This is a genomic window from Streptococcus sp. 1001283B150225_161107_H12 (assembly GCF_015552665.1).
Classification (GTDB): Bacteria; Bacillota; Bacilli; order Lactobacillales; family Streptococcaceae; genus Streptococcus.
The window spans coordinates 20,298-32,669 of sequence record NZ_JADNFC010000007.1; the positions used below are offsets into that span (position 1 = coordinate 20,298).

Below are 12,372 nucleotides of genomic sequence, written 5' to 3' on the forward strand. Positions count from 1 at the left end.
TCTTAATAGTCTTCAAGGATATCGCCGATTGGGTCATTAGAAGTAGCAACTCCGCCACCTCCATTGCCACCTTTCTTAGAGAGAGAAAGGTAGATCAAGGCAAGTGCAACACCAATTGCACCAAGAGCAATCAAGGTCAATTGGCTAACGGCAGCAAGAGCAAAACCAATAGCAAAGAATGGCCAAACTTCACGGCTTGCCATCATGTTGATAACCATGGCGTAACCAACGGCTACGACCATACCACCACCGATTTGCATACCGTCTGACAACCAAGCAGGCATCGCTTCAAGAGCACCTTTAACAGTGTCAGCAGGGATCATCAAAAGAAGGGCTGCAGGAATGGCGATACGAAGACCTTGAAGGAGAAGGGCTACAAAGTGAGCGCGTTCTACGCCTTTGATATCACCTTTTTTAGCAGCAGCATCGGCAGTGTGGACCAAACCAACGGAGAGAGTACGGACGATCATGGTCAAGAAAAGACCAGCAACTGCAAGTGGAATAGCTACACCTTGAGCCACAGCGATTCCTTTTGCACTGAAGTCTCCCCCAAGTACCATGATGATGGCAGCAGCGACTGATGCAAGAGCAGCGTCGGGTGCAACTGCGGCACCAATGTTGGCCCAGCCAAGTGCAAGTAATTGAAGGGAACCACCAAGCATAACACCGGCAGTCAAGTTACCTGTTACCAAACCGATTAAGGTACAAGCAACAAGTGGTTGGTGGAATTGGAATTGGTCAAGGATACCTTCAAGACCTGCTAAGAAGGCAACAACGACCACTAATACCATAGAAATAATAGACATGTTTAAAATCCTTTCGTAAGTAATCGGTTATTGAACGTTAGCTTTGTTAATTAAGTCAAACAAATCTTTCTTAGAGTCATTTGGTACTTTACGGACATCAAATTCCACTCCAAGATCACGCATTTTTTCAAATGTAGCCACATCCTCTTTGTCCATTGACAAGACATTGTTAACCATGGTTTTACCAGTTGAGTGGGCCATTGAACCAACGTTCAAGGTTTTAATCGGAACACCACCCTCGATGGCACGAAGGGCATCTTGAGGTGTTTCAAACAAGATCAAAGCATGTGTTTCACCAAAGCGTGGATCTTTTGCAACGTCGATCAATTTTTGAATTGGGACAACGTTTGCTTTCACACCATTCGGTGCTGCTTGCTTGATCAACTCTTTACGGAGCTCATCTTTGGCAACTGAGTCTGAAGCTACGATAATTCGATCCGCTTTTGAATCAGGTGTCCAAGCAGTTGCGACTTGTCCGTGAAGTAGACGAGTATCTAAGCGGGCAAGGTTAATTTTGAGTTTTCCGTCACCGATCACTGTTCCTTCTGGAATAGCGGCTTGGGCAACAGGAGCAACTGAAGCAGTGCTTGCTTCTTCGACTGGATTCAATTCTTCTGGAAGAGCTTTGATTCCATCTTTAGATTCTTTGATGATGTTTGCAGCAACTTGATCAACGCCAGCAGTTGCATCCATTAAACGCTCTGTATAAGCTTGAATCAACATCGGCAGGTTCAATCCAGTGATGATCGCAAATTTACGATCTGGATTTTCTCCCATAACGCGACTCGCTTGGTTAAATGGAGAACCACTCCAAAGGTCAGCCAAAACCAAGACTTCATCTTCTGCATCAAATGCGGCAACAGCAGCATTGAATTTAGCATAGAGATCATCTGGGCCTTCACTTGGCATGAACGTAACCACTTGAACTTTCTCTTGATCCCCAAAGATCATCGAGCCGGATTGGTGGATTCCAGCTGCAAATTCACCGTGGCTAGCAATAATGATACCAATACTCATTATTGACATTCCTCCTTATAAAATTTGTTTGACTTTCAGTTTAAGAAAACTTTAAGCTTATCTATTATAAAACGTTTTCATGATAAAGTCAATTTTTCAGTACTAAATTAAAGGAAAAAGAGAGGTCTTGATATATTAAATTGTTAACATCTATATCTAGCTGTTAAATTCGAAAATCCTTTGGAATTCCTTGACAAGAGGGGAATGAAGGGGATTCTATGTTTTCTGAAAAGAGTAGTAGTAGGTTCTAATAGGTAAAATAAAAATATAGCAACCCCTTGCAGGTCCTGTTTGTGAGAAACTAAAAAAGACCAGCCCATTTGGGCTGGTCTAATAGGTTGAGTTGATTAGTTGGTGAAGTCAAGTACCATACGTCCTTGAATGGTTCCGGCTTCCATTTCGTCAAAGACTTTGACAGCATCTTCTACTGGACGTTTTTGAACGACTGGAACGACCAAGCCTTCTGCTCCAAATTGGAAGGCTTCTTCCAAGTCTTTACGAGTTCCTACAAGAGAACCGATGACTTGGATACCATCTAATACTGTTTTTACAATGCTGAGGTCCATCATTTCAGAAGGAAGACCAACTGCGATCACGCGGCCACCTGCACGAACAGAATCTACTGCTTGGTTGAAAGCTACTTTAGAAACGGCTGTTACGACAGCAGAGTGAGCTCCACCATTTGTTTTTTCTTTGATCAATCCTGGAACATCTTCGACTTCACGACCATTAATGACAAAGTCTGCCCCAACTTCTTTGGCCAATTCGAGTTTATCATTGTTGATATCAACAGCGATGACATGAGCGTTGAAGACTTTCTTGGCATATTGAACAGCCAAGTTACCCAAGCCACCAGCTCCATAGATAACGATCCATTGGCCTGGTTCAGCTTTGGCTTCTTTGATAGCTTTGTAGGTTGTAACACCGGCACAGGTAATAGAAGAAGCTTGGGCTGGATCTAATCCTTCTGGCACTTTCACTGCGTAGTCTGCAGTAACGATACATTGTTCAGCCATTCCTCCATCAACAGAGTAACCAGCATTTTTTACAGTACGGCAAAGGGTTTCGCGACCAGTTGTACAGTATTCACAAGTGCCACATCCTTCGAAGAACCAAGCAACACTGACGCGGTCACCAACTTTGAGGCTCTTGACATCTGGAGCAAGTTCTTTAACAATTCCGATTCCTTCATGTCCAAGAACACGGCCTGGAACTTTACCGAAGTCTCCGTGAGCAACGTGCAAGTCCGTGTGGCAGACACCACAGTATTCGATTTGAACAAGTGCTTCCCCTGTTTCCAATGGGCGCATCTCCTTGTTTGCAACGATTTCAACACCAGTACCTTCTGGATTTACAACAACAGCTTTCATAGTTTTCCTCCTCAAGAGCTTAGTTGGATTAGAGACGGTAATAAAACGAGAAGTAACATCACTTGAATCATTATCGTATGAAATGAGCTAGGCTCCTTTTTTATTTTTGTTATGTTAATTTTATCACAAACTTTATCAGTCAGCAAGCGTTTACATAGAAAATTTTCTGAAAATAAACTTAACCAGTTAAATTGTTTTCAGGAAAGGCCCCAATAAGGTTCCGTATGTTTGAGAAAACAAAAAGCTTGAATCCTTTCTTGTAAAAGGTGATTCAAGCGATTCTCTATTTATAGGAAGAGTTTTTCTAGTTGACGAGCAACGCCGTCCTGATCGTTTGTATACTCTGTTTGTTTATCGGCATAGGGGAGGAGGACAGGATTGGCGTTTTTCATTGCATAACCAGTTCCTGCGAAAGCCAACATGTCTGTATCGTTTTGTTCGTCTCCAAAGGCAATCAGATCTTTCTGATCAAGTCCGTAAGTCTCGAGGAGATAGTTGAGGGCAAAGGCCTTATTGACGCCTTTTGGAGCACATTCCAGAATGTTGAGGGGACCGCCCCAACTATTGATTTCCAACTCATGATGGTAGTAGTCACGCATTTCTTCGGCTAAAGCATACTTGTCTTCAGCGCGTGTTTGAAAGAGGATGGCGTTTGGGTTTTCGGTAACTTTACGAGCTTCGAATTTTGTTTTGGAGGAGATTTTAGAAACCCCAAATAAGGCGGGATCAATCGTATGGTGGTAGGTGTGGGTGACATAGAACTTATTGCGATACTCTCCTGCAATAAAGTCTGCCTGGATGTCATTTTCTCTCTCGACCATATCTAGGAGGTATTTTTTATCAAGGGTCATGGATAGTTCTTTCGACCATTTTTTATTTGGAATATGAGTGAGAGCGCCGTTAAAGTTAATCATGGGACTTTCCAATCCCAATTCCTTATAGATGTGATCTGCCATTCGATAGGGACGCCCAGTTGTAATAATGACCCGGTGACCTTGTTCACTGACTTTCTGGATGGTGTCAATCGTATAAGGCGATAATTTGCTTTCAGAATTTAATAAGGTGCCATCTAAATCGACAGCGATTAGTTTTTTATTCATAGGAAGATTCCTTTCATTTGTATGGTTTATCTTACTCTAAATGAGGAGTATAGAAGTGCCATATTTTAAGAAGAATGCTACCATTATACCAGATAAACAGGAAAATTTCAGTCTTTCGGATAGAAGATGATATGACACGAAAGATTGTCCAGATGAATCTCTTGTAAAAGTGAATAATATTTGATAAAATATTGGTATTGTTCGTGATTGAGTCGCGAGCAGATTTATTTTTTTTTAAGGAGTTTATTGGAAAAATGGATAAGTTTTTCAAACTATCTGAACACGGAACGACGGTTCGTACAGAGGTATTAGCTGGTTTAACGACCTTCTTTGCCATGTCTTATATCTTGTTTGTAAACCCTCAAATGCTTTCCCAAACAGGAATGCCTGCTCAAGGAGTATTTCTAGCAACCATTATTGGTTCAGTCGTTGGGACTCTCATGATGGCTTTCTATGCGAATCTGCCTTATGCCCAAGCACCAGGGATGGGCTTGAACGCCTTCTTTACCTTTACAGTGGTATTTGGGATGGGCTATTCTTGGAAAGAAGCCTTGGGAATGGTCTTTATTTGCGGACTAATTTCATTGATTATCACATTAACCAATGTTCGGAAAATGATTATTGAGTCCATTCCAAATGCTTTGCGTTCAGCTATCTCAGCTGGTATCGGAATTTTCTTGGCCTATGTCGGAATTAAAAATGCTGGCTTGTTGAAGTTTTCGATTGATCCGCATACCTATACGGTGGCAGGAGAAGGGGCTGACAAAGCGAATGCAGCGATTACAGCAAATTCTGCAGCGGTCCCAGGACTTGTTAGTTTCAATAGTCCGACAGTCCTCCTTGCCTTGGCTGGCTTAGCCATTACTGTTTTCTTTGTCATCAAGGGCATTAAAGGAGGAATTATCCTTTCTATCCTTACGACAACAATCCTCGGTATTGTGTTTGGAATTGTTGATCTTTCAACGATTGACTTTGGTAGTACCCATCTTGGAGCAGCTGTCAATGATCTTGGCAAAATTTTTGGAGCTGCACTTGGTTCAGAAGGATTAGGTTCTTTGATTACCAATACTTCTCGTCTTCCTGAAACCTTGATGGCCATCTTGGCATTCTCCTTGACAGATATCTTTGATACGATTGGTACCTTGATTGGAACTGGTGAAAAAGTTGGTATTGTTGCCACAAATGGTGAAAATCATCAATCCGCTAAATTGGATAAAGCCCTTTATTCAGACCTCGTAGCGACATCTGTTGGTGCTATTGCAGGTACTTCGAATGTAACGACTTATGTTGAGTCAGCTGCGGGTATCGGAGCTGGTGGACGGACTGGTTTGACAGCCCTTGTCGTAGCCCTCTGTTTTGCAGTGTCAAGTATTTTTAGTCCCCTTCTTGCTATTGTACCGACAGCAGCGACAGCACCGATTTTGATCATCGTTGGGATCATGATGTTGAGTAGCTTGAAAAACATCCATTGGGATGATATGGCAGAAGCTGTACCAGCCTTCTTTACCTCTATCTTTATGGGATTCAGTTATTCCATCACAAATGGGATTGCAGCAGGTTTTATTACTTATACAGTAACTAAACTTGTCAAAGGTGAAGCCAAAGAGGTTCACAGTATGATTTGGATTCTAGATGCCTTGTTTATTCTGAACTTTATCAGTATGGCCTTGCACTAGAATGAACATAGAAGAAAGCTTGGACAAATCGTCCAAGCTTTTTTGATTGTCTCAGGTGAGGCTGAAGGTAATCGACTAAAAATAGTGGGCAAGAATCAATTATTTTTGGTATAATGGAGCAATGAAAAGTCAAAATGAACAAGAGTTGATGGCCCTTGGAAAACAGTTGGGTCAACGGTTAGAAAAACAGGATGTCGTGATTCTGACAGGGGATCTGGGGGCTGGGAAAACAACCTTTACAAAAGGCCTAGCTCAAGGGTTGGATATTCGTCAGATGATTAAAAGTCCCACTTATACCATTGTGAGAGAATATGAAGGTCGCTTGCCCTTGTATCACCTGGATGTCTATCGTATTGGAGACGATCCAGATTCGATTGATTTGGATGACTTTTTATTTGGTGAAGGGGTGACCGTTATTGAGTGGGGCGAACTGCTAGAGACCAGTCTTCCTGCTGGATATTTAAAGGTTGAACTGCTCAAGGACGGCGACGGACGTGAGATACGCTTGTCAGCTGTCGGTGAACGTGCAGAACAATTAAAGGACTCATTTCTAACTTCTGTAGGAGCTTGAAGATGGAACAGGTATTGGATCTCTTTTTAAAAGAGGCTGAGGCTTCGGATGCGCAACACTTACTTGACTTTTTTAAAGATGTGGCGACTGAATCGGATTTTATGACCTTGGCTCCAGAAGGGCTTGGGATGACCAAGCAAGAGTTAGAAATCTTTGCTGAAACACAAGCACAAACAGACAACCAATTATGTCTTTTGTTATACTTGGGTGAGGATTTGGTAGGCGTCTTAAATATTGCGGCGGATCAAAATAGGGCCTTGCGTCATATTGGAGATCTCTTTATCGTTGTTCGAAAGGCTTATTGGAATAAAGGCTTGGGTCGTATTCTCCTAGAAGAAGGAATCGTATGGGCAGAAGGTACTAACCTCCTTCGGAAATTAGACCTCAGTGTCCAAGTTCGAAATGAACGGGCCATCCATCTCTACCAAACGCTAGGATTTGAAATTGAAGGTCTCCGCAAGAGGGGCGTATACAAGGAAGGGGAATATCTGGATGTTTACCTAATGGGCAAACTGATAGATGGACAGAATCTATGATTAAAAAAATTCTATTAATGTTTTTTAGTTTGTTGGCCGTAACGACAATCGGGCTTGGAGCCTATGGGCTAACCATCCTCAATCAGTCGACAAATTCGTTGAGTAAGACTTATAAAGGGATTGGCGATGAAAACAATGTCATCGCAGAAAACAAACCAATGACCATCTTGCTCATGGGGGTCGATACTGGATCAGGCTCAAGAGAGGATCAGTGGGTAGGGAATAGTGATACCATGATTCTCGTGACAGTGAATCCACAGACGCGTGAAACAACGATTATGAGTTTGGAACGGGATATCTTGACCAATATTACGCAAGATGGAGAAACTGTACAAGCTAAGCTAAATGCGGCTTATGCTCAAGGTGGAGCAGAATTGGCCATTAAAACCATCCAAGATTTGATGAATATTCATATCGACCGTTATGCGATGATCAATATGAAAGGCCTGGTCCAACTGGTTGATAAGGTCGGCGGTATCACGGTAAACAATCCATTTGATTTTGATATTTCGATTGAAGAAAATGAACCGGAATACACAGCGAAAATTCCACCAGGTCGTCAAGAGATTGATGGAGAGCAAGCCTTGGTATACTCACGGATGCGTTACCAAGATCCAGAAGGAGACTATGGCCGTCAAAAACGCCAACGGGAAGTCATCGAAAAGATCATCAAGAAAGTATTGACTTTGGATGGTCTGAGCAACTATCAAGGAATTATTGAAGCAGTTAGTGATAATATGCAGACCAATATCTCCTTGGATACGAATAGCTTGATGCAGTTGATGGGGTATCGAGATGCCTTGAAGAACATCCGTATGGAACAGTTGAAAGGGGAAGATGCCACCCTAGCGGATGGTGGAAGTTACCAAATCGTTACTTCAGAACACCTGTTGAAGATGCAGAATATCCTGCGTAAAAGTCTGGGCTTATCACCTGTAAGCAAGCTCAAAACAAGTGCCGTTCTATTGGATGGCGACGAAACTGGGGGAAGCGTTTCATCAGAAAGTGGTGAAAGTCCAGTAGAGGCGAGCCAGGATACTGGTGGAGGATATTATGATCCTTCCTATGTTCCAGAAACTTCTGTAAGCTCAGAAGCAGTTACGCCAAACCAACCGACAGTGCCAGCTTATACGGATACAACGGTAGCTGGTGCTGGAGGAAACTAAAGTCAAATACTTTTAAAAATAAAAAGGTTTTGAGACGACTATCTCAAAACCTTTTTTGCTTATTCATGATCATTGGATTTCTCAGACCAAATAGTTTGGATTTGTTCTACAGAAGCATTGGCTTGCTGAGAGAAGATCCTTGCTTTATAGGAGAAGTCTTCCAGTAATTGATTTAAAAGGACTCTTTGCTCCTGAATGATTTCAATGTTTTTTTTGATTTTAGAAAAGTTTGATTGAATTCCATCCGTGAGTTGTTTGGTTTCGTTGAATTCATTTTTCAGTGGTTCGCGATGTTTAACAAGTTGATAGCTGATGGTTGCTCCAGTCGCAAACCAAAATAGATCTCTTAATTTCATAGTAAGCTCCTTTTAATGGTTTGAGATATCCTTGGCTAATTGGGCAAGGCGGTCAAAATCAGGTTCGTGGGCAATGAAATCAATCTTTAGGTCGTCCTCTTGAGAGTAGCGTGGAAGAATATGCACGTGGGTGTGGAAGACAGACTGACCCGCAATTTCTTCCATGTTACTAATGATATTCATTCCTTGAGGCTGTGTAGCACTTTCCACTTTTTTGGTGACTCTTGAAACGATGTTAAAAAGGGCAGCCGTTTCATCTGGTGTCATCTCCAATAGATTACGGGCGTGTTTTTTTGGAATCACAAGGGTATGGCCTGGAGTGACCTGTGAGATATCTAAAAAAGCAAGAAAATGGTCATCTTCGTAGACCTTAGAAGCAGGAATTTCTCCGGCAACAATCTTACAAAAAATACAATCCGAAACCATAAATGTACCTCAATTTCGCTAGATTTTGTTATAATATAAGAACATTATACCAGAAAGCTCAGAAAATATGTTAGAAATAAAAAACCTGACAGGAGGCTATGTCAATATCCCTGTCTTAAAAGATGTTAGTTTTGAGGTTGGCGATGGTCAATTGATTGGATTGATTGGCTTGAATGGAGCAGGGAAATCAACGACCATTAATGAAATTATAGGTCTATTACGTCCCTATGCTGGCGAAATCCGGATTGATGGTTTGACTTTAGCTACTTCTCCAAGTGCTTATCGCCAAAAAATTGGTTATATTCCTGAAACACCGAGCCTTTATGAAGAGTTAACCCTGCGTGAGCATATTGAGACAGTGGCGATGGCCTATGACTTAGATCAGGAAGCGGTTTTTGCGCGTGTGACTCCTCTCTTGAAGCAATTTCGACTAGAGGAAAAATTGGATTGGTTTCCTGTCCATTTTTCTAAGGGGATGAAACAAAAGGTCATGATTATTTGTGCCTTTGCTGTTGATCCAAGTTTGTTTATTGTCGATGAGCCTTTCTTAGGCTTGGATCCAGTTGCGATCTCAGATTTAATTCAATTATTGAAGGTGGAAAAAGAGAAGGGGAAATCTATTTTAATGAGTACCCATGTTCTGGATTCTGCTGAAAAAATGTGTGATGCCTTTGTCATCCTCCATAAGGGACAGGTCCGTGCTCAGGGGACTTTAGAGGATTTGCGGACAGAATTTGGAATGGCAGATGCCGATTTGAATGAAATTTACCTTGCACTAACAAAAGAGGCTGACCGATGATTGAAGTTTTACAAAAGAGGAAGACGACCTTTCGCAATCAGTGCTTAAAATATTCTCGCTATGTGTTTAATGATCACTTTGTCCTCTTTCTCCTGATCTTTCTGGGCTTTTTAGCGGTTCAGTACAGTCAATTTTTGCGCTCCCTACCAGAAGATAAGAGCCTTCTCCTCCTTGTACTTGCCCTTGCTCCTTTGCTCCTGCTTCCAATTGGTTCCATCGCAACCTATTTTGAGAAGCCAGACATGATTTTCCTTCTGGCAAAAGAAGAGCAATTGAAAGGCTATTTGAACCAACAGATCTTACGAGCGACTATTTTCTGGGGAATTGTACAAACCCTTGTGCTTGTTCTATTTGTCCCTTTGGCTTTGGCTTTAGGACTGTCTTTGACCATTGTAGTGGTTTATTTGGCTATTCTCTTCTTGTTGAAGGTTCTTGTTTTTCAAGGGAAGGGGAAAAGATTCTATAACCAGGCGGGTCTTGATTGGAAGCGAATCGTAGAGCTAGAAAACCAGAGAAAGCAAAGGATTCTAAGATTTTTCGCCCTTTTTACCACAGTAAAAGGAATGACGAATAGCGTGAAACGGCGGGCCTACTTAGACAGACTAACAAGCATGGTTCCGAAAGTCAGTTTCAAGACTTGGAACAACCTGTATCTCCGTTCTTATCTCAGAAATGGAGATCTGTTTTCCATGAGTCTGCGTCTATTAGGAATAGCAATCGCTGTCTTTGTCTTCATCCCGCAAACGCTAGTAGCAGTAGCCGTCGCGGGGCTCTTGAATTATTTACTTGTTTTTCAATTGCTCGGACTCTACAAGGCCTTTGACTATCAATATTTAACGCGACTCTTCCCCTTGGAAATCAGTGCTAAAACACGAGGGCTTCTTCAAACAGTTCAATCGGTGACTTTGTTTGTGGTTCTTGTCGAGGGAGGACTGGGATTACTGGTCTTTGAAGAGAAAATTCTCGTCCTAGCCTTGCTAGCTTTCACAGCCTTTTTAGCCTATGGTTATGCACCTTTCAAGGTGAGACGATTAGTTGACGAAACGCTTTAAAATTAGTAAAATAGATGGGAAACTTTTTACGGAGGAAGAGATGGACTCGAACGAAAAAGAGCTAACGTTAACCCCAATTGCTGGTAAAAGCGGAAAAGCCTTTATGGGGACTTATCCGGATGGGGGGAAAGTATTTGTCAAAATGAATACGACTCCAATATTAGCAGGGTTAGCTAAAGAACAAATTGCTCCACAACTCTTATGGAGCCGACGCTTACCTGACGGAAATGTGATGAGCGCACAAGAATGGTTAAATGGAGAAATTTTAACTCCAAATGGGATGGGGAAAAAGCAAGTGGTTCATATCCTGACTCGTTTGCACCGTTCACGCCCCTTGATGACGCAATTGAGAAAGTTGGGCTACACAGCTGAATCGCCATTGGATTTATTGAATTCTTTGAGCAGTCAGTTGCCAATTGCTTTGCGTCAAAACAATTATTTGCAATCTGTATTAAAGAGTTTACGACAGACTGTTCCAGCTTTTCGAGAGGATTATGCGACCATTGTTCATGGAGATGTACGCCACAGTAACTGGATTGAGACGGACAGTGGATTTATCTACTTGGTTGATTGGGATTCTGTCCGCTTAACAGATCGGATGATGGATGTGGCTCATGTTTTAAGTCACTACATTCCAGATTCCCAGTGGCAGGATTGGTTGGTCTATTACGGCTATAAGTACAATGAAACTGTATTTGGTAAATTGTACTGGTTTGGTCAATACTCTTTCCTTTGTCAGATTGTAAAATACTATGAAAACAATGATTTAGAGAATGTGAACCGGGAAATTTATGCCTTGCGTAATTTCCGGTCAAAATATGGGAAGGAAGCATGAGAGTTAGAAACCGTAAAGGTGCAACCGAATTATTAGAAGCCAATCCGCAATATGTCATTTTGAAGCCAGAAGAAGCCAAAGGGAAGTGGCATGAGATTTTTGGAAATGACCATCCTATTCATATTGAAGTGGGAAGTGGTAAAGGAGCTTTTATCACTGGAATGGCAAAACAAAATCCAGACATTAACTATATCGGGATTGATATTCAAAAATCAGTATTAAGTTATGCTTTGGATAAGGTGTTAGAAGCTAACGTTCCCAATATCAAGTTGCTTTGGGTAGACGGGGATAGCTTGACCAATTACTTTGAAGACGGTGAGATTGATCAATTGTATCTCAATTTTTCAGATCCTTGGCCGAAGAAACGCCATGAAAAACGTCGTCTAACCTACAAGAGTTTCTTAGATACCTTCAAACAGATTTTGCCAAAGCATGGTGAGATTCATTTCAAGACGGACAATCGAGGACTCTTTGAATACAGTTTGGTGAGTTTTTCTCAGTATGGAATGACCTTGAAGGGTGTCTGGCTAGATCTTCATGCTAGTGATTTTGAGGGAAATGTCATGACCGAATATGAAAAGAAATTCTCAAGTAAGGGTCAGGTCATTTATCGGGTTGAAGCACAATTTTAAAGTCTAGTTAAGGATTGACGTCTCCTGAAA

Annotated in this window: 14 protein-coding genes; 8 read left to right on the forward strand and 6 right to left on the reverse strand. The window is 41.8% G+C overall.

Annotated features, from left to right (window positions below; genetic code table 11):
• Positions 1–2: 2 nt before the first annotated feature.
• The 4 genes from I2C87_RS08985 to I2C87_RS09000 all read right to left on the reverse strand — a co-directional run bounded on the left by I2C87_RS08985 (position 3) and on the right by I2C87_RS09000 (position 4,293).
• On the reverse strand, positions 3–806 hold the full coding sequence (locus I2C87_RS08985; RefSeq protein WP_061564765.1) for a PTS mannose/fructose/sorbose transporter subunit IIC: 804 nt from the start codon (positions 804–806) through the stop codon (positions 3–5).
• A 27-nt stretch (positions 807–833) separates the two neighbouring features.
• Complete coding sequence (locus I2C87_RS08990) at positions 834–1,823, reverse strand: PTS sugar transporter subunit IIB (RefSeq protein ID WP_061564766.1); 990 nt, start codon at positions 1,821–1,823, stop codon at positions 834–836.
• Between the two features lie 347 nt (positions 1,824–2,170).
• On the reverse strand, positions 2,171–3,193 hold the full coding sequence (gene adhP, locus I2C87_RS08995) for an alcohol dehydrogenase AdhP (protein ID WP_129270625.1): 1,023 nt from the start codon (positions 3,191–3,193) through the stop codon (positions 2,171–2,173).
• Positions 3,194–3,480: 287 nt separating this feature from the next.
• Complete coding sequence (locus I2C87_RS09000; RefSeq protein WP_154854896.1) at positions 3,481–4,293, reverse strand: Cof-type HAD-IIB family hydrolase; 813 nt, start codon at positions 4,291–4,293, stop codon at positions 3,481–3,483.
• 254 nt (positions 4,294–4,547) lie between these two features.
• Here I2C87_RS09000 and I2C87_RS09005 point away from each other — a divergent pair, with 254 nt between their 5' ends.
• The 4 genes from I2C87_RS09005 (at position 4,548) to brpA (ending at position 8,242) form a co-directional block, all read left to right on the forward strand.
• Positions 4,548–5,969, forward strand: a complete 1,422-nt coding sequence (locus tag I2C87_RS09005) for an NCS2 family permease (RefSeq protein WP_154854892.1) — start codon at positions 4,548–4,550, stop codon at positions 5,967–5,969.
• A 121-nt stretch (positions 5,970–6,090) separates the two neighbouring features.
• A complete protein-coding gene (gene tsaE / locus I2C87_RS09010; RefSeq protein ID WP_006596890.1) occupies positions 6,091–6,540 on the forward strand; it encodes a tRNA (adenosine(37)-N6)-threonylcarbamoyltransferase complex ATPase subunit type 1 TsaE in 450 nt (149 codons plus the stop codon).
• Between the two features lie 2 nt (positions 6,541–6,542).
• Positions 6,543–7,076, forward strand: coding sequence for a GNAT family N-acetyltransferase (locus I2C87_RS09015; RefSeq protein WP_195324670.1), 534 nt, complete (start codon positions 6,543–6,545; stop codon positions 7,074–7,076).
• Complete coding sequence (brpA, locus tag I2C87_RS09020; RefSeq protein ID WP_195324672.1) at positions 7,073–8,242, forward strand: biofilm formation/cell division transcriptional regulator BrpA; 1,170 nt, start codon at positions 7,073–7,075, stop codon at positions 8,240–8,242. The genes I2C87_RS09015 and brpA overlap by 4 nt, the downstream gene beginning before the upstream one ends.
• 59 nt (positions 8,243–8,301) lie before the next feature.
• Here the strand turns inward: brpA and I2C87_RS09025 are convergent, their stop codons facing one another.
• Together I2C87_RS09025 and I2C87_RS09030 are read right to left on the reverse strand one after the other, a co-directional pair.
• Positions 8,302–8,598 (reverse strand): hypothetical protein, encoded by a 297-nt coding sequence (locus I2C87_RS09025; RefSeq protein ID WP_129270635.1) that lies wholly within the window; start codon positions 8,596–8,598, stop codon positions 8,302–8,304.
• Positions 8,599–8,610: 12 nt separating this feature from the next.
• Complete coding sequence (locus I2C87_RS09030) at positions 8,611–9,024, reverse strand: HIT family protein (protein ID WP_126403819.1); 414 nt, start codon at positions 9,022–9,024, stop codon at positions 8,611–8,613.
• Between the two features lie 67 nt (positions 9,025–9,091).
• On the opposite strand from I2C87_RS09030, the gene I2C87_RS09035 reads away from it, so the two are divergent.
• From I2C87_RS09035 to trmB, 4 genes are read left to right on the forward strand one after another with little or no spacing between them, the layout of a single operon-like run.
• On the forward strand, positions 9,092–9,823 hold the full coding sequence (locus I2C87_RS09035) for an ABC transporter ATP-binding protein (protein WP_125336180.1): 732 nt from the start codon (positions 9,092–9,094) through the stop codon (positions 9,821–9,823).
• Positions 9,820–10,875 (forward strand): ABC transporter permease, encoded by a 1,056-nt coding sequence (locus I2C87_RS09040; protein WP_129270637.1) that lies wholly within the window; start codon positions 9,820–9,822, stop codon positions 10,873–10,875. Before I2C87_RS09035 ends, I2C87_RS09040 begins: the two co-directional genes overlap by 4 nt.
• A gap of 40 nt (positions 10,876–10,915) precedes the next feature.
• A complete protein-coding gene (ccrZ, locus tag I2C87_RS09045) occupies positions 10,916–11,710 on the forward strand; it encodes a cell cycle regulator CcrZ (protein WP_023022280.1) in 795 nt (264 codons plus the stop codon).
• The gene (gene trmB / locus I2C87_RS09050) at positions 11,707–12,342 is read left to right on the forward strand and encodes a tRNA (guanosine(46)-N7)-methyltransferase TrmB (protein WP_195324674.1); all 636 of its coding nucleotides are present in this window, start codon (positions 11,707–11,709) and stop codon (positions 12,340–12,342) included. Before ccrZ ends, trmB begins: the two co-directional genes overlap by 4 nt.
• The last annotated feature ends 30 nt before the right edge of the window (positions 12,343–12,372 follow it).